18 protein-coding genes are annotated in these 15,560 nt (G+C 66.1%); 13 read left to right on the forward strand and 5 right to left on the reverse strand.

The features are described 5' to 3' along the window. Window positions 1–31: 31 nt before the first annotated feature. From KBZ13_RS10260 to KBZ13_RS10275, 4 genes are all read right to left on the reverse strand, one after another. The gene (locus KBZ13_RS10260) at window positions 32–520 is read right to left on the reverse strand and encodes an allophycocyanin subunit beta (RefSeq protein WP_255008823.1); all 489 of its coding nucleotides are present in this window, start codon (window positions 518–520) and stop codon (window positions 32–34) included. A 39-nt stretch (window positions 521–559) separates the two neighbouring features. Further along, a complete protein-coding gene (locus tag KBZ13_RS10265; protein WP_255008825.1) occupies window positions 560–1,045 on the reverse strand; it encodes an allophycocyanin in 486 nt (161 codons plus the stop codon). A 485-nt stretch (window positions 1,046–1,530) separates the two neighbouring features. Then, a complete protein-coding gene (locus KBZ13_RS10270) occupies window positions 1,531–2,136 on the reverse strand; it encodes a phycobilisome rod-core linker polypeptide (protein WP_255008827.1) in 606 nt (201 codons plus the stop codon). Between the two features lie 87 nt (window positions 2,137–2,223). Continuing rightward, a complete protein-coding gene (locus KBZ13_RS10275; RefSeq protein WP_255008830.1) occupies window positions 2,224–4,611 on the reverse strand; it encodes a phycobilisome rod-core linker polypeptide in 2,388 nt (795 codons plus the stop codon). Between the two features lie 164 nt (window positions 4,612–4,775). On the opposite strand from KBZ13_RS10275, the gene KBZ13_RS10280 reads away from it, so the two are divergent. From KBZ13_RS10280 to KBZ13_RS10340, 13 genes are all read left to right on the forward strand, one after another. Beyond that, window positions 4,776–5,969: a class I SAM-dependent methyltransferase gene (locus tag KBZ13_RS10280; RefSeq protein WP_255008832.1), complete on the forward strand. Its 1,194-nt coding sequence runs from the start codon at window positions 4,776–4,778 to the stop codon at window positions 5,967–5,969. 155 nt (window positions 5,970–6,124) lie between these two features. After that, the gene (locus tag KBZ13_RS10285) at window positions 6,125–6,559 is read left to right on the forward strand and encodes an ATP synthase (RefSeq protein ID WP_255008834.1); all 435 of its coding nucleotides are present in this window, start codon (window positions 6,125–6,127) and stop codon (window positions 6,557–6,559) included. A gap of 70 nt (window positions 6,560–6,629) precedes the next feature. Then, window positions 6,630–7,358 (forward strand): F0F1 ATP synthase subunit A, encoded by a 729-nt coding sequence (gene atpB, locus KBZ13_RS10290; protein WP_255008836.1) that lies wholly within the window; start codon window positions 6,630–6,632, stop codon window positions 7,356–7,358. A 171-nt stretch (window positions 7,359–7,529) separates the two neighbouring features. Further along, the gene (atpE, locus tag KBZ13_RS10295) at window positions 7,530–7,778 is read left to right on the forward strand and encodes an ATP synthase F0 subunit C (RefSeq protein WP_255008838.1); all 249 of its coding nucleotides are present in this window, start codon (window positions 7,530–7,532) and stop codon (window positions 7,776–7,778) included. 100 nt (window positions 7,779–7,878) lie between these two features. Beyond that, complete coding sequence (locus KBZ13_RS10300; RefSeq protein ID WP_255008840.1) at window positions 7,879–8,349, forward strand: F0F1 ATP synthase subunit B'; 471 nt, start codon at window positions 7,879–7,881, stop codon at window positions 8,347–8,349. Continuing rightward, entirely contained in the window at window positions 8,346–8,870 is a 525-nt protein-coding gene (locus tag KBZ13_RS10305) for a F0F1 ATP synthase subunit B (RefSeq protein WP_255008842.1), read from the forward strand. The genes KBZ13_RS10300 and KBZ13_RS10305 overlap by 4 nt, the downstream gene beginning before the upstream one ends. Beyond that, a complete protein-coding gene (gene atpH, locus KBZ13_RS10310) occupies window positions 8,870–9,418 on the forward strand; it encodes an ATP synthase F1 subunit delta (protein WP_255008844.1) in 549 nt (182 codons plus the stop codon). The genes KBZ13_RS10305 and atpH overlap by 1 nt, the downstream gene beginning before the upstream one ends. Before the next feature lie 75 nt (window positions 9,419–9,493). Beyond that, window positions 9,494–11,011, forward strand: coding sequence for a F0F1 ATP synthase subunit alpha (atpA, locus tag KBZ13_RS10315; protein ID WP_255008846.1), 1,518 nt, complete (start codon window positions 9,494–9,496; stop codon window positions 11,009–11,011). A gap of 13 nt (window positions 11,012–11,024) precedes the next feature. Beyond that, window positions 11,025–11,975 carry a F0F1 ATP synthase subunit gamma gene (locus tag KBZ13_RS10320; protein ID WP_255008848.1) on the forward strand — a complete coding sequence of 317 codons (951 nt, stop codon included), beginning with the start codon at window positions 11,025–11,027 and terminating at the stop codon, window positions 11,973–11,975. Window positions 11,976–12,052: 77 nt separating this feature from the next. Continuing rightward, complete coding sequence (locus KBZ13_RS10325) at window positions 12,053–12,823, forward strand: TIGR02466 family protein (RefSeq protein WP_255008850.1); 771 nt, start codon at window positions 12,053–12,055, stop codon at window positions 12,821–12,823. Between the two features lie 21 nt (window positions 12,824–12,844). Continuing rightward, a complete protein-coding gene (locus tag KBZ13_RS10330) occupies window positions 12,845–13,168 on the forward strand; it encodes a 2Fe-2S iron-sulfur cluster-binding protein (RefSeq protein ID WP_255008852.1) in 324 nt (107 codons plus the stop codon). Continuing rightward, on the forward strand, window positions 13,165–13,338 hold the full coding sequence (locus KBZ13_RS10335) for a hypothetical protein (protein ID WP_255008854.1): 174 nt from the start codon (window positions 13,165–13,167) through the stop codon (window positions 13,336–13,338). The genes KBZ13_RS10330 and KBZ13_RS10335 overlap by 4 nt, the downstream gene beginning before the upstream one ends. Before the next feature lie 26 nt (window positions 13,339–13,364). Then, window positions 13,365–14,393: a DUF3326 domain-containing protein gene (locus KBZ13_RS10340; protein ID WP_255009107.1), complete on the forward strand. Its 1,029-nt coding sequence runs from the start codon at window positions 13,365–13,367 to the stop codon at window positions 14,391–14,393. Window positions 14,394–14,403: 10 nt separating this feature from the next. Here the strand turns inward: KBZ13_RS10340 and ald are convergent, their stop codons facing one another. Beyond that, window positions 14,404–15,543, reverse strand: coding sequence for an alanine dehydrogenase (ald, locus tag KBZ13_RS10345; protein ID WP_255008856.1), 1,140 nt, complete (start codon window positions 15,541–15,543; stop codon window positions 14,404–14,406). Between the last annotated feature and the right edge of the window lie 17 nt (window positions 15,544–15,560).

Consider the following 15,560-nt stretch of genomic DNA (forward strand, 5'->3'; position numbering starts at 1 on the left):
GGTGATCCTCGCGGGGTAGACCGTTGTGGGATCAGTTGCCCAGACCGGAGCTGATGTAGTCGAGGTAGACGCCCAGTTCACGCCCGGCTTCGGGACCGACCAGCGAGGCAGCCGATTCCTTGATCGCCTGAATCGACTGCACCGTGGCGCCGATGGGCACACCCAGGGAGTTGTAGGTCTCCTTGAGGCCATTGAGCACGCGCTCATCGAGGATCGAAGAGTCGCCCGCGAGCATCGCGTAGGTGGCGTAGCGCAGGTAGTAGTCGAGGTCGCGGATGCAGGCCGCATAGCGACGGGTGGTGTACATGTTGCCGCCCGGACGGGTGATGTCCGTGTAGAGCAGCGTTTTGGCCACGGCATCTTTGATGATGGCCGAGGCGTTGGCGGAAACGGTGGCGGCAGCGCGCACGCGCAGTTCACCACTGGCGAAGTACTGCTCGAGGCGACCGATGGAGGAGTCGTCGAGGTAGAGACCCTGAACGTCAGAGAGATTGATGACGTTGGTGATCGCGTCTTGCATAGGTCCGGGGAAGCGGCGGTGGGGAAGGAGAGGGCAGCCTCAGGAAAGGGCGCCGATGACGTAATCGAAGAAGAAGCCAGCTTCTTCAGCGTCAGCTCCGGTGAGCAGAGTGCTTGAGGCGAATTTCAGTTCGCGCACGGCTTCTGCCATGGCTTCGAGTGGGGTGCCGAGAGCGCGGTACATCTCGCGGGCCCCGATGATGCCGATCTCCTCAATGGGAGTGACATCGCCGGCCACGATCCCGTAGGTCACAAGGCGCAGGTAGTAGTCCATGTCGCGGAGGCAGGAGGCCGTCATCTCTTCGCCGTAGGCATTGCCCCCCGGGGAGATCACGTCTGGACGCTTCTGGAAGAGGGCGCCGCCGGCCTGCTTGACGAGGCGTTCCCGGCTCTCGCTCAGGACTCGAGCCACCCGAAGCCGGCGTTGACCGCCGGCGACGAAGGACTTGATCTGGTCGAGTTCGCCGGGGCTGAGGTAGCGGGCTTCAGCATCCGCGTTGATGATCGAGTTGGAGACGATGCTCATGCAGTTCTGCCTCGAAACAAGCGGTCGCCGTTTAAGGAGACCGATAGCCGGTGGGTAAGGGTGGATGCCTGTGCTCCCTGACTGGGGCTTCCGAAAGGAGGCCTGGCATGAAGGAGCGGCTTCTGCGTGGCTCAACGGCGCTGCCTTGGGAGGCGTTGCCATTGGGCTGCGGGTCGGCCAGGCGGCAAATCAGATCAACTGATTGCCGAATTATTCTGCGGCAGGCCGCTGCTCTGACTCGGCCTCCGGTAACAGTTCTTCACGGCGGATTGTTTTTTGAAAACGCTTTGCGCGCAATGGCTTTCGCGGGAGTTGTTGATACATGGACTCTGCTGCAAATGTTAATCATTTGATCGCGCAAGTCGAACTCTTCCGTCGCGCGGTCCAAGCCAGATTCAGCCCCCAACGGCCGTGTTGGAAGGCAAAAGCGCCCTGCTTAGGACCAGGCGCCTGCTGAGCCTGGCCCCCTCAGCGGGCCAGGGAGCTCAGATCGCGCCCTTGGTGGGTGGATTGAGAGCAGCGTTGCCGCCGTAGAGGCTGGCGGTGCGGTTCAGCGTGGTGAGTGGCAGGCCGTCCGGGGTGTCGAGGCCGCGGAGGTAGGGCACCGTGTCGCGGCCGAAGTTGGTGGCGTACTCGTCGCTGTTGATCAGGGTTTCGAGGGCCCGTTGTTGACCGTGGTTGGCCTGGCTGGCCAGGAACGCGCTCACTTCGCTGGCCTGGGCGGCCCTCCCTAGCAGAGCGAGGTAGGCCGCCGTTGCGGCCCGCAGCGGGGCCAGCCGGTTCAAGCGCTGCCCAAACAGCTCGCTGGAGGCCAGGAGCGCCACGAATTCCGACACCGAGATGTGGCCATCACGGAGCTGGGATTCGGCATCACCGAGGCGTTCTGAGGCCAGCACATCACGATTGAGGAGTTGGCGATAAACGTTGCGGAGCACGCTCTGCAACTCGCCTTCGCCGGGGAACCTTGACAGCCGCAAGCGCTCCGGGAGGCTGCGGCGGCGGGTCAGCCCCTGGGGCTTGCCGGGACGCAGGGCCTTGGCCATCGCCGAAACCGGCGGTTCGCTAGCGACGAAGCCGCGGCTGCTGCCCATCAGCGGCTTTCAAGTTGGCGGCACCCAGGTACTGCAGGGCTAGGTCTCTGGGGTGGGTGGAGAGATGGGTCCGCCCGCTCAGGAGAGCTAGACCTGCGTGGCCACCTGCTTGGGCTGCCAGCGAGCGGCGCTCCAGCGGCGGGTGGGAGGGGGGTTCTCGGGCCAGCTCTGGGGAGCGATGGTGGCGAAGCTCCCCGTGGCGGTGTCGCTGCCGCTGGTGTCGAAACCTTGAGCGTCGTCGTCGTTGGCGCTGATCTTGGCTTTCCAGCCGCCCAATACCACCCGCTTGCGGGCGGTCAGGTTGCGCGGGGTGACCTCCGAGCTGTTGACGATGCCCTCCTGAGTTCTCACATCGGGCCGCCTTAACTGCTGGGGCTGGATGTCCGCATAGGCGCCGGCGTTGAAGGGCCGTTTGAGGGCGGGCACCCGTCGCGCGTTGAGATCGTTCGCGGTGATGAAGCGCTCGTACGGGACGGTGTCCTCACCGAAGCTTTCGCTGTATTCGGAGCTAGCGAGGATGGCATCCACCACCCCGTAAAAACCCTTTCGGGCCGCGGTGTCGAAGTAGCCGTCAATTTCCCAGCGACCGAAGGTGGGGCGACCCAGCAGCCGGCGGTGGATGATCTCGATCGCCTTGGTGATGTACAGACCGTTCCAGTAGCGGCGACGGAAAGCGGTTGAGCGAGCCACCTCACGGATGAAGTCCCGCAGGCAGATGTCGCCATTCTCGAGCTTGATCTCCTCCACCTTCAGGCGCTCACCGGCATAGCCGGCCGTGCCCAGCACCTGCACGTAGACGGCGTCGATCACCGCGCTGGTGCTTGATTCGGTTCGGCGAATGCTGGGTTGTCCACCACGGCGCGGAACCGAGGAGCCGCCGGTGGAGATCTGCTGCAGGCGCACCAGTTTCGGCCCCACCCGGCGGGGCTTGGCCTTGCGGAACTGGGGGCTGTCCATCTGCCCCGGCTGGGCGATGCCGTTGCCGATCAGGATCCGTCGGTTGTCGTAACCGACAGGAGCTGGACGGGTGGCCACGGACGCCGTGCCCGAGGGGAAGATGGCGCCGTAGTTGAGGGCGAGCGGGTCGTTGCCGCCGCCGTAGGCGTGTTGATCGGCGAAGGGCTGGCGGTAGGAGGCGTAGAGCGTGACGTACTGCGGTGCCCCCTCGAAGGGCGCGCTGAAATTGAACAGCTTGCGGTTGGACCCCCAGCCGGCGCTCTCCTGGGCTTCCTCCCCGAGATCGCGCAGGAAGGGAACGGTTTCCTCCCCGAACACCCGGGCGTATTCCTGGGTGTTGATCAGAGCGTCGACCAAGCCCTTGAGGCCCTGGGCACTGACGATGTCGAAGTAGCGGGTGAACTCCTCTCGGGAGCTGATGCCTCGGCCAAGGAAGTGGCGGAAGGCCAGCTCGACGGCGCGGCTGTTGGAGAAGCGCCCGTAGAACTGCTGGCGGTACTCCTTGCTCTGGCCAAGGGAGCGGATGAACTCGCGCATCGAGATCTGTCCCTGACGCACCTGGGTGGCCTCAACAGGGCTCACCACCTGGCTGTAGCCCTTGACGATGTCGCGCTCGAACACCTGCCTGTAGGCCGCCCGGATCACCTCGGCCTTCTGGGCGCCGGTCTGGCCGGGCTTGATGTTGTAGCGGGGGGCCTTGCCCTGGGCTGCCAGCGCGTAGTTGGCAGGTAGCTGCAGACCCTGGTTTTCGGGGCTGCCGAGACGCTGGCGGGGGGAGGGGGTGGGAACGTCGAGTTCCTTGATCAGGACGTTGAAGGCCTCGATCACCAGGCTCCGGGCTTCAGGCTCGCCGTTGAACAGCTCCGCGGCGGCGGCGCGCATTTCCTGCAGGGCCACGTTGGTGGCTGTCAGGGAGCATCCCTTCTCGAGCACATCCCGCAGGCCGCGGGTGTTCACAGAAAGGATGCTGGGGTCGCCGGCCATCACTGAGTAGCCCACGTAACGCAGGAACCAGGCCAGGTCGCGCACGGATTTGCGCATGCGCTCCGTGCCGTACAGGGCGACGCTGATCGGGCTGAAGCCGGTGGGGAGCACGACGCGCACATCCGCATCGGCCTGGAGGCCCCCAAGAACCCTGCCCAGGAAGCCCTTGGTGGCACTGCCCTGGGCAAACGTGGCGACCGAGGCCGCAAAGGCGATCTGATCGGCCGCCAGGGGCGTGGCCTCAGCGCTGCGTTGGGACTCCGGGGTCAGCGGGGCATCGAGGTAGGAGAGCGGGGTACCGCCGGAGAAGATGCGGTTCGCCGCGCGACCAACGATGCCATCGGCGTTGGCCGACAGACGCCTGGCGACCTCCACACGTACGAGACCGGTCTGGAAGAAGGTGCTGAGGTTGTCGAGCTCGCCGAGATCGGGGAAGCGGTCCTGTTGCTCCGCCTGACGGACGCTGGAGAGCGGCAGGGTGTCAAACAGCTGGGGTGAAACCCTGGGGCTGCCGCTGCTGGCGGTCACGGTCATGAACGAGAGCGAGCCTGGCCAAGGAACGTTACGGCTGGCCCTGGTGCCGATCGGGGGGCCATGAACAAATGTTTGCAGCCCCCAGGCCGTGTGGTTCCCAGGTCCGTCGGCCCCATGAAAAGCTCCCCTGGTCAGCGTCCAGCGTTCCGCCGCCCTCCCCATCCATGCCCGAGGGATCCACCGATGCCGCCACTCCCGTGGTGAGCGCCTTCTACGACCGCTTTCCCTACCCCGGTGACCCCCTCCAGGACGGCCCTCCCCCCGGGTACAACTGGCGTTGGTGTGTGCCCTGCGCCTACGGCGTCTGCACCGGTGCCGTGCCGGAATGGCCCGAACCGCTGCGGATCCTGGACGCGGGTTGTGGCACCGGTGTCAGCACCGACTACCTGGCCCACCTCAACCCGGGCGCCGAGATCCTGGCGGTGGACATCAGCCCCGGCACCCTTGAGGTGGCCCGCGAACGGTTGCGCCGCTCGGGTGCCGCCGGGCGCGCCTCGGTGCGGATCGAGCAGCGCAGCCTGCTGGACCTGGCGGGCGAAGGACCGTTCGATTACATCAACTCCGTTGGCGTCCTCCATCACCTCAAGCAGCCCCAGGCGGGGCTCAGGGCCCTGGCCGAGCTGCTGCGGCAGGGGGGGCTGCTGCACCTCTTCCTCTACGCCGATGGGGGACGCTGGGAGATCCACCGCACCCAACGGGCCCTGACGCTGGTGGGTGCAGGAGCCGACGGGGAGGGGCTGCGCCTGGGCCGCGAACTGCTCGCGAGCCTGCCGGAGCGGAACCGCCTGCGCCGTCACCATGAACAGCGCTGGGCCCTGGACACGGCCGCGGATGCCAACTTCGCCGACATGTATCTGCATCCCCAGGAGAGCAGCTACGACCTCGATCGCCTGTTCGCCTTCGTGGCCGCCGCTGACCTGCAGTTCGCCGGCTTCTCCAATCCCCAGGTCTGGGATCCCGCCCGCCTGCTCGAGGGGGAGCTTCTGGAACGGGCCCGGGCCCTGCCGAAGCGGGAACAGTGGCAACTGGTCGAGGCGCTCGATCCCGACATCAGCCATTTCGAGTTCTTCCTCAGCCAGGGGGAACTGGCGGCGGCCGACTGGAGCCGTGATCAGGTGGTGCTTGCGGCCCGCGGTCAGCGCAACCCCTGTCTCTGGGGCTGGCCGGGGTCCAGCCTGCTGGGTCCTGATCTGGAGCCCCTCAACCTGGAGCCTGAAGCGGTCGCCTTGCTGCAGGCGATCGACGCGGCCGGGGCGGACACGCCCCTGGGCGAGCTGGATCTGGATTGGGCCCCGGAGCCTCTGGCCGCCGTGGCACGGGGACTTGTGAGCCGGCAGCTGTTGCTGCTCAGGCCCTGAGCGGAAGGGGCTGCGTGATAAATTCCGCACGCCTTTTCAGAGCCTCGGCGCCCTTGTTGGCCAGCCCTGATCAACATCTCGAGTTGCTCTCCACCCAGGGGTCGGAACTCGCGCTGGAAGCAGGATCTGACCCAGGGTTGAAGCCTGAACCGGTGATGACCTCCTCCCCTGCGGAGGTGGCCATGGCCGAAACGCTCCCCCTTGGTGGGGCTCGTTTACAGACCAGCGGCGACATGGCTGATTACGCGCGGCTCAAGCGGCGCCTGATCCAGGCCACCCTGATCGCTTCCGCTACGGCGGTGCCGATCGCTGCCTTGGCCTTTGACCTCTCCACGGCAGGAAGTCTTCTGGTCGGTGCCCTCGCCGGGCTCCTCTACCTGTGGCTTCTTTCCCGCAGCGTGGACAAGCTCGGCAACGGCGCCAAGTCAGTGGGAAAGGTCCAGCTTCTGGTGCCTGTGGTGCTCGTCATCGCCTCCACCAGGATCCCCCAGATGGATCTCCTTCCAGCCCTGATCGGTTTCCTGCTCTACAAACCCGCCCTTCTGATCCAAGGGCTGCTCGATGCCAGAGTTGGTTCAACCCAGCGCTGATCAGCACGAGTCTCCAGCCCCGCCTCCTCCACCCCATCCGTCGCTTGAGCGACACCGAACGTTCAGCCCGATGGTTCCCTTGCCACTCAATCTTCCCTTCGCCGCCCTGGAGGTTGGACAACACCTCTACTGGCACCTGGGCAACTACAACATCCATGGCCAGATCTTCCTGAGCTCCTGGGTGGTGATTGGAGCCCTGCTGACCGTTGTGGTGATCGGATCCCGCAAGTTGGAGCGCGATCCCCGCGGTCTCCAGAACCTGCTGGAATATCTCTGGGCCTACATTCGTGATATCGCGCGTGATTATATCGGAGAAAAGGCCTATAGAGATTGGCTGCCTTTCATCGGCACCCTTTTCTTGTTCATCTTCGTCAGCAACTGGGGCGGTGCCCTGATCCCCTGGAAACTCATCCACCTTCCCAGTGGGGAATTGGGTGCCCCCACCGCAGACATCAACACCACCATCGCCCTGGCCCTGCTGGTTTCTCTGGCCTACTTCTATGCCGGCCTGAGTCGTAAGGGCTTCCGATACTTCGAGTACTACGTGGAGCCCACGCCGATCATGTTGCCTTTCAAGATCGTCGAGGATTTCACCAAGCCGCTCTCGCTTTCTTTCCGTTTGTTCGGCAACATCCTTGCCGATGAACTTGTTGTGGCGGTGCTGGCTTTTCTCGTTCCCCTCATCGTTCCCTTGCCCGTGATGTTCCTGGGTCTGTTCACAAGCGCGATCCAGGCATTGATCTTCGCCACCCTCGCCGCCTACTACATCGGCGAGGCCGTCCATGAATCCCACGCCTGAATCCAGACCTGATTCCAAGCCGGCCGGTCCCACGGTCTGCTAGATCTCCTGCGCGCAGGTCCGGCTCGATCCGGGCCCATTCCCAAGGTCTTTCCCTGGGAATGTCCAAGCGCCGCGTTCCGTCCTCGGTTCACTCCGCGCTGCATCGGCGCCCCACATCTCTTCCCCAACATGGATTCGATTACTTCCGCTGCGTCTGTTGTGGCAGCCGGTCTGGCCGTCGGCCTGGGCTCCATCGGCCCCGGCATTGGTCAAGGCACCGCTGCCGGCGGCGCCGTTGAAGGCATTGCCCGCCAGCCTGAAGCCGAAGGCAAGATCCGCGGCACCCTGCTGCTGTCTCTGGCCTTCATGGAGTCGCTCACCATCTATGGCCTGGTGGTCGCCCTGGTTCTGCTGTTTGCGAACCCCTTCGCCAACTGATCACGCCCAGAGGGAAAGGCCTTCCGGAGCGTTCCATCCCCCGCTCCGGAGCGTCACTCCCCACCGTCCACCGTCCTGATCACTCCAGCGCTCCTGCCCCATGACCAGCTGGCTCCTGCTTGCCGCAGCCGGTACACCGGAGGGGGGTCTCTTCGACCTCGATGCCACCCTGCCGCTCATGGCGGTGCAGGTGGTGCTCCTCACCTTCATTCTCAACGCCCTGTTCTTCCGTCCCATCGGCCGGACGGTCGAGGAGCGCGAGGGCTACATCGCCACCAGCCGCGCTGATTCCAAGCAGAAGCTTGCCCAGGCTCAACGGCTCGAGGCTGACCTCAAGACCCAGCTCAAGGAGGCCCGTCAGGAAGCCCAGAAGCTGATCGTTGCGGCCGAGGAAGAAACCGACCGCCTCTACCGCGACGCCCTGGCGGCCGCGATGGCCGATTCCAATGCCAGTCGGGAAAAGGCTCGCCGGGAGATCGACACCCAGCGGGAAACCGCGATGGGGCAGATCCTTCTTGACGCCGATCAGCTCGGAGACCTCATTGTCCAACGTCTGCTGGCTGCCCAATGATCACCTTCGTTGCCCCTCTGCTGGCCAGCCACGGAAGCTTCGGTTTCAACCTGGATCCGTTTGAGACCAACATCATCAACCTGGCGATCGTGATCGCCGGTCTGTGGAAGTTTCTGCCCGGTTTTCTGGGCGCGATCCTGGAACGGCGCCGTAGCGCGATCCTCACTGAGCTGAACGATGCCGAGAACCGTCTGGCTGAAGCCGCCACTTCGTTAGCGGAAGCTCAGCAGGCCCTTGCTGCGGCTCAGCAAAAAGCGGCCAAGATCCTCACCGACGGACAAGCCCGGGCGCAGTCGATTCGCCTCGAGAGCGAATTGCGCACCGTTGAAGAGATGGCGCGCATGAAGCAGGGCGCCGCCACTGATCTGAGTTCAGAAGCGGCCCGGGTGACCACCCTGCTGCGCCGGGAAGCGGCCCGGCTGGCGATCGAGAAAGCCCTGACCTCGCTGCCTTCCCAACTCGATCAAGCGGCCCAGGCTCGGCTGATCGATCAGTCCATCGCCAACCTGGGGGCCTCCTGATGCCACTGCTCAATTCCATCACCACTCCCTACGCCGAAGCCTTTCTGCAGGTCGCTGACCAGCGTGGGGAAACCGATGAGGTGATTGCCCAGGCGAAGGAGCTTCTGGTCCTCTGGCACGAAACCCCCAGCCTCGGGGAGGCCCTGGCCTCGCCCGTGATCGAAGTGGAGGCCAAGAAGGACGTGCTGGTCAAGCTGTTTGCCGATCAGCTCACCCCCTCGTTCCTCAACCTGCTCAAGCTGCTCACCGACCGCTCACGCATCGGTGTGTTGGACGCTGTCCTCGAGCGTCTGTTGGAGCTCTACCGGGAACAGCGCCAGATCGCTCTGGCCACCGTCACCTCAGCCACCCCCCTCTCGGATGAGCAGCAGGCTCAGCTGAGCGCGAAGGTGCAGGCGGTTGCCGGCACCGACAAGGTTGAGATCAAGCTCCTGGTGGATCCCGCCCTGATCGGCGGCTTCATCATCAGCCTCGGCTCCCAGGTGATCGACGCCAGCCTCTCGGGCCAGGTGCGTCGACTCGGTCTGGAGCTGGCCCGGGTGAGCTAGCCACCACCCCCCTGAGCCAACCTTTCCTCCACCCCTCCTTTCCCCCACCGCCTTCCCCCCAGGGGACTTCCCACCATGGTTTCCATCCGACCCGACGAGATCAGCGCCATCCTCAAGCAGCAGATCGCTGACTACGACAAGTCAGTTTCGGTCAGCAACGTCGGAACGGTGTTGCAGATCGGCGATGGCATCGCCCGGGTCTACGGCCTCGAGAAGGTGATGTCCGGTGAACTGGTGGAGTTCGAAGACGGCACCGAGGGCATCGCCCTCAACCTCGAGGACGACAACGTCGGCGTGGTGCTGATGGGCGAAGGCCGTGGCATCCAGGAGGGCAGCACCGTCAAGGCTTCGGGCCGGATTGCTTCGGTGCCCGTGGGCGATGCCCTGCTCGGTCGCGTGGTGAACCCCCTGGGCTTGCCGATCGACGGTAAGGGCGAGATCGCCTCCACCGAAAGCCGCCTGATCGAGTCGATGGCGCCGGGCATCATCCAGCGGAAGTCGGTGCATGAACCGATGCAGACCGGCATCACGGCGATCGACGCCATGATTCCCATCGGCCGCGGCCAGCGGGAACTGATCATCGGCGACCGCCAGACCGGCAAGACCGCCATCGCCATCGACACGATCCTCAACCAGAAGGGTGAGGACGTCGTCTGCGTCTATGTGGCCATTGGCCAGAAGTCGGCCTCGGTGGCCAACGTGGTCGAGGTGCTCCGGGAGCGCGGCGCCCTCGACTACACCGTGGTGGTGTTCGCCAGCGCTTCGGAAGCGGCGGCCCTTCAATACCTGGCCCCCTACACCGGCGCCGCCATCGCTGAGTACTTCATGTACAAGGGCAAGGCCACGCTGATCGTCTACGACGACCTCACCAAGCAGGCCCAGGCGTACCGCCAGATGTCGCTGCTGCTGCGCCGTCCCCCCGGCCGTGAGGCCTACCCCGGTGACGTGTTCTATTGCCACAGCCGCCTGCTGGAGCGGGCCGCCAAGCTCTCCGACGCCATGGGCAAGGGCAGCATGACCGCCCTGCCGATCATTGAAACCCAGGCGGGTGACGTCTCGGCCTACATCCCCACCAACGTGATCTCGATCACCGATGGTCAGATTTTCCTCAGCTCCGACCTGTTCAACTCCGGTCTGCGTCCCGCCATCAACGTGGGCATCTCGGTGAGCCGCGTGGGCGGCGCCGCCCAGACCAAGGCGATCAAGAAGATCGCCGGCACCCTCAAGCTCGAACTGGCCCAGTTCGATGAACTGGCGGCCTTCTCCCAGTTCGCCTCCGACCTCGATGCCGCCACCCAGAAGCAGTTGGGCCGTGGCAAGCGTCTTCGGGAGCTGCTCAAGCAGCCCCAGTTCAGCCCCCTGTTGCTGGCCGAACAGGTGGCCGTGGTCTACGCCGGAGTCAAGGGCCTGATCGACGAGGTGCCTGTGGAGCAGTGCGCTCTGTTTGTGCGTGAATTGCGCGAATACCTCAAGACCAATTGCGCCAACTACATCGAGACCGTTCAGCGCGACAAGCAACTGAGCGAGGAGTCTGAGGCCCTGCTCAAGAGCGCCATCAACGAAGTCAAGGCCAGCCTTCTGGCCGTCGCCTGAGCACCCCCATCCAATGGCGAACCTCAAGGAAATCCGTGACCGGATCAGTTCGGTCAAGAACACCCGCAAGATCACCGAGGCCATGCGCCTGGTGGCCGCAGCCAAGGTGCGTCGGGCCCAGGATCAGGTGCTGCGCAGCCGACCCTTCGCCGACCGGCTCGCTCGGGTCCTGGAAAACCTCCAGGCGAACCTGAGCGGAGAAGGGGCCGATGTGCCCTTGTTGCAGAGCCGAGCGGTCTCCAGGATCACCTTGCTGGTGGTCACAGCCGATCGCGGCCTCTGTGGTGGCTACAACGCCAACATCATCAAGCGCACCGAGCTGCGCTTCGCCGAGCTCAAGGACCAGGGCTTCACCGTAGATCTGGTCCTGATTGGCCGCAAGGCGATCACCTACTTCCAGAACCGCTCCTATCCGATCCGGGCTACCTTCACGGGCCTCGAGCAGGTGCCCAACGCCGATGAGGCCCGGGGCATCGCGGATGAAGTGTTGGCGGAGTTTCTTTCCGAGAGCACCGATCGGGTGGAGATCATCTACACCAAGTTCATCAACCTGGTGAGTTCCAACCCCGTTTCCCAGACCCTGCTGCCCCTCGACCCCCAGGGAATCGCCAGCCCTGACGACGAGATCTTCCGCCTCACCACCCGCGAAGGTCGACTCCAGGTCGAAGTGGGCTCGGCTCCGGAGAACACTCAGCCGGTCCTGCCCTCGTCCTTCGTCTTTGAGCAGAGCCCGGCGCAACTGCTCAATGCGTTGCTGCCGCTGTATCTGCAGAACCAGCTGCTGCGCTCGCTTCAGGAGGCGGCCGCCAGTGAGCTGGCCAGCCGGATGACGGCCATGAACAACGCCAGCGACAACGCCAAGGCCTTGGCCAAGACCCTCACCCTCGATTACAACAAGGCCCGCCAGGCGGCGATCACCCAGGAAATCCTCGAGGTGGTGGGTGGCTCCGCGGGAATGGGCTGATCTGAGCAACCTCCAAAGCGGTCCTGCTCCTTCTTTTCAGCCGGCTTTCGGGCCGGCTGTTTCGTAGGGTTCACTGGATGGATGGCTCCCCACTTCGGCCCCTCTCGCTGCCGGAGCACCAGGGATTGGTGGTTTCACCCCTGTTCCCGCTGGCCCTGGGCAGCGCCCAGCTGCGGCTCGATCCGCTCGATCTGGCGGTGATGCTCCAGGACGTTCTGGCGCTGCGGGGTGAGGCAAGCGGCAACCCCGATCCCGATTGCGCCTGGACGGGGGATCTGCATGGGGTCGCTCAGCTGCACGAGCACCCCAGCTTTTCGAGCCTCTGCCGTCAGGTGGAGCAGCTGAGCCTGGCCTACCTGGAGCGGCTGGGCTTTGCCCTGGATCGTGTGGGCCTGCATCTGCAGCGCTGCTGGCCGGTGGTCAGCGAGCCCGGCCAGGGGGTGGGACGCCATCACCACCCCAACGCCCACCTGAGCGCGGTGGTTTACCTCAATGGCGATGGCAGCGGTGAGAGTGGTTGCCTGCGGCTGTATCCGCCCTGTCAGGTCAATGAGCTGGTGCCGGGGCTGGCGGTGGGCCACGGCGGGCCGATCCAGGTCGGTGGTGATCTCAACGCCCCCTGGGCGGAGGTGGCCCCCCGGGCTGGGCTGGTGGTGCTGTTCCCGGCGGCCACCGACCACGCTGTGGCGGGCAACGACGGCGAGGACCGGCGCTTCTCGATCAGTTTCGATTTCGTGCTCACCGCCCCCGCCGGCTCCCAAGCAGGTGGGCCCTCAGCGGAGTACCTGGCGCCCCATCCCAGCCAGTGGCGTCCCGTCGTCCAGGAAGATGGGCAGGTTGTGGACTGATCAGGCGCCCCAGGCAACCCCATGAGTGACACCTTCACCGTGATCGCCCTGCTGCATGGCGCGGAGCACAGCTTCCCGTGCCGCAGTGACCAGACCGTGCTGGCGGCCGCCGAAGCCGCCGGGGTCCCCCTGCCCAGCTCCTGCTGCTCAGGGGTGTGCACCACCTGTGCGGCCTTGCTGCAGGAGGGTCAGGTGCACCAGCCCGACGCCATGGGTGTCAGCCAGGAGCTGCAGGCGAAGGGTTACGCCCTGCTCTGCGTCTCCACGCCGCTGAGCGATCTCAAGCTGCTGGCGGCCCAGGAGGATGCGCTCTATGAAGCCCAGTTCGGTCAATTCCAGAAGTGACGCTGGAGAGCCTGGAGCTCTGGTTCGAGCTGGCTCCTGGGCTCCTGAGGCCCCAGGTGCTGGCGGCCCTGGCGCCCCACGGCGAACCCCTGCGCTGGGCGCTCACGGCTGTGGAGGTTGAGGTGGACGGGGCACGGCGGGCGCGGCTGGAGGCGGTGGTGCTGCGGTGAGCAGCTTTCCCCCGCTGCCGACGGTGATGGTGATTCCCACCGGCATCGGTTGCCAGATCGGGGGCTATGCCGGCGATGGCTTGCCCAGTGCCCGGCTGCTGGCGGCGGCCAGCGGCTGCCTGATCACCCATCCCAATGTGATGAATGGTGCGGCGCTCTACTGGAGTGATCCGCGGATCCACTACGTGGAGGGCTGGGCCCTCGACCGTTTCGTGGCCGCTGAGCTGGCCCTGGTGCCGGTTCGCAGCCAACGGGTGGGGGTGTTGCTGGATGCGGCCATCGAGGACGACCTGCGGCTGCGGCACCGGCAGGTGATCGAGGCCTGCCGCAGCACGCTCGGACTGACCATCGGCCCGGTGATCACCACCGATGAGCCCCTGGAGGTCAGCCTCAGCGTGGGCCCCAGCGGCAGCAGCTGGGGCAGCCTGGGGCGGCCTGGGGCCTTGCTGGCGGCCGCTGAGCGCCTCAAGGCGGCGGGAGCCACGGCGATCGCCGTGGTGACGCGCTTCCCCGAGGCCCCCTCCTGCGAGGCCCTGGCCGCCTACCGAGGAGGTAGCGGGGTCGACGCCCTGGCCGGCGCCGAGGCCGTGATCAGCCACCTGCTCGGGCGCCAGCTGGCGCTGCCCTGCGCCCATGCTCCGGCCCTGGAGCCCCTTCCCCTGGATCCCAGCCTGGATCCGCGGGCGGCGGCCGAGGAAATCGGCACCACCTTCCTGCCCTGTGTGCTGGTGGGCCTGTCGAGGGCCCCGAACCTCTGGCCGATGGCCCCTGGGTGCCCCGCCCCACCTGCCGGAGCGCTCCTCGGCGAGCAGGTCGGTGCCGTGGTGGCCCCTGCCGGAGCCCTGGGGGGCGAGGCGGTGCTGGCGGCCCTGGACCGGGGCGTTCCGGTGATCGCCGTGGCCGGCAACCCATCGCTGCTGGCGGTCAGCGCCGAAGCCCTGGGGGTGACCGTGCTGCCGGCGGCCAGCTACGCCGAGGCGGCCGGCTGGGTGCTGGCCCTGAGGGAGGGCCTCGCTCCGGAGGCCCTGGGGCGACCGCTGCGGCCCCTGGGCTGATGCACCAGGCTCAGCGCAGGCAGGCCATCGGATGGCGGGTGGGCAAGCCAAGCGCCTTGGCCACCCCGGGATGGCAGACATCTCCACTGATCGTGTTCAACCCCGACATCAGCTCGGGACGCTCGGTGATCGCCTCGACCAGGCCCCGGCCCGCGATGGCGAGGATGTAGGGCAGGGTGACGCTGACCAGGGCTTCGGTGGAGGTGTGGGGCACAGCGCCGGGCATGTTGCCGACGGCGTAGTGCTGCACCCCGTGGATGGTCAGCACCGGATCGGTGTGGGTGGTCTCGCGGCTGGTGGCGATGCAGCCCCCCTGGTCGATGGCCACGTCCACGATCACCGACCCCGGCCGCATCTGGCGCACCAACTCCTCGTCGACGAGGCTCGGGGCACGGCCGCCCGGAGTCAGCACCGCGCCGATGAGCAGATCGGCCGACGGCACCAGCCGCTCCACCAGCCCCCGGCTGCTCACCAGGCTCACCAGGCGGCCGCGGCGGTCGGATTCCAGGTTGCGCAACCGCTGGGGGGAGTGATCGAGCAGCAGAACTTCGGCATCCATGGCCGCCGCCACCCGGGCCGCATGCCAGCCCACGGTGCCGGCCCCCAGCACCACCACCCGGGCCGGCCTGACGCCGGTGCAGCCACCCATCAGCACACCTCGGCCGCCATGGGGTTTCTCCAGCAGGTGGGCCCCGACCTGGGCCGCCAGCCGTCCGGCGATCTCGCTCATCGGGGCCAGCAGCGGCAGACTGCCGTTCTCCAGTTGCACCGTTTCGTAGGCCACACCCGTGGTGCCCGCCTCCAGCAGGGCCCGGCCCACCTCCGGATAGGCGGCCAGGTGGAGGTAGGTGAACAGAACGAGGTCACTGCGCAGGAAAGGAAACTCCTCCACCTGGGGTTCCTTCACCTTGACCACCAGGTGGGCGGCCCAGGCCTCCTGGCGGTCCACCAGGCGGGCGCCGACGGCGGCGAAGGCCTCGTCGCTGATGCCGGCGCCGGCGCCGGCCCCGTGCTGGATGCGCACCTCCAGCCCATGGGCCACCAGTTCCCTGACGCCATCGGGTGTCAGGGCCACCCGCTGTTCGTCCCGTTTGATTTCGGAGGGAACTCCGATGCTGGCGATCGGAGCCGCCGGGCCGGAGGCTGACATGGGGTTGGGAAGCTCCT

This window comes from Cyanobium sp. ATX 6F1, assembly GCF_024346315.1.
Lineage (GTDB): Bacteria > Cyanobacteriota > Cyanobacteriia > PCC-6307 > Cyanobiaceae > ATX-6F1.

Excerpts from the sequence above, each read along its gene's own strand:
- KBZ13_RS10260 (WP_255008823.1), bottom strand. The coding sequence starts at position 520 with ATGCAAGACGCGATCACCAACGTCATCAATCTCTCTGACGTTCAGGGT.
- KBZ13_RS10265 (WP_255008825.1), bottom strand. The coding sequence starts at position 1,045 with ATGAGCATCGTCTCCAACTCGATCATCAACGCGGATGCTGAAGCCCGC.
- KBZ13_RS10270 (WP_255008827.1), bottom strand. The coding sequence starts at position 2,136 with ATGGGCAGCAGCCGCGGCTTCGTCGCTAGCGAACCGCCGGTTTCGGCG.
- KBZ13_RS10275 (WP_255008830.1), bottom strand. The coding sequence starts at position 4,611 with ATGACCGTGACCGCCAGCAGCGGCAGCCCCAGGGTTTCACCCCAGCTG.
- KBZ13_RS10280 (WP_255008832.1), top strand. The coding sequence starts at position 4,776 with ATGCCCGAGGGATCCACCGATGCCGCCACTCCCGTGGTGAGCGCCTTC.
- KBZ13_RS10285 (WP_255008834.1), top strand. The coding sequence starts at position 6,125 with ATGACCTCCTCCCCTGCGGAGGTGGCCATGGCCGAAACGCTCCCCCTT.
- atpB (WP_255008836.1), top strand. The coding sequence starts at position 6,630 with ATGGTTCCCTTGCCACTCAATCTTCCCTTCGCCGCCCTGGAGGTTGGA.
- atpE (WP_255008838.1), top strand. The coding sequence starts at position 7,530 with ATGGATTCGATTACTTCCGCTGCGTCTGTTGTGGCAGCCGGTCTGGCC.
- KBZ13_RS10300 (WP_255008840.1), top strand. The coding sequence starts at position 7,879 with ATGACCAGCTGGCTCCTGCTTGCCGCAGCCGGTACACCGGAGGGGGGT.
- KBZ13_RS10305 (WP_255008842.1), top strand. The coding sequence starts at position 8,346 with ATGATCACCTTCGTTGCCCCTCTGCTGGCCAGCCACGGAAGCTTCGGT.
- atpH (WP_255008844.1), top strand. The coding sequence starts at position 8,870 with ATGCCACTGCTCAATTCCATCACCACTCCCTACGCCGAAGCCTTTCTG.
- atpA (WP_255008846.1), top strand. The coding sequence starts at position 9,494 with ATGGTTTCCATCCGACCCGACGAGATCAGCGCCATCCTCAAGCAGCAG.
- KBZ13_RS10320 (WP_255008848.1), top strand. The coding sequence starts at position 11,025 with ATGGCGAACCTCAAGGAAATCCGTGACCGGATCAGTTCGGTCAAGAAC.
- KBZ13_RS10325 (WP_255008850.1), top strand. The coding sequence starts at position 12,053 with ATGGATGGCTCCCCACTTCGGCCCCTCTCGCTGCCGGAGCACCAGGGA.
- KBZ13_RS10330 (WP_255008852.1), top strand. The coding sequence starts at position 12,845 with ATGAGTGACACCTTCACCGTGATCGCCCTGCTGCATGGCGCGGAGCAC.
- KBZ13_RS10340 (WP_255009107.1), top strand. The coding sequence starts at position 13,365 with ATGGTGATTCCCACCGGCATCGGTTGCCAGATCGGGGGCTATGCCGGC.
- ald (WP_255008856.1), bottom strand. The coding sequence starts at position 15,543 with ATGTCAGCCTCCGGCCCGGCGGCTCCGATCGCCAGCATCGGAGTTCCC.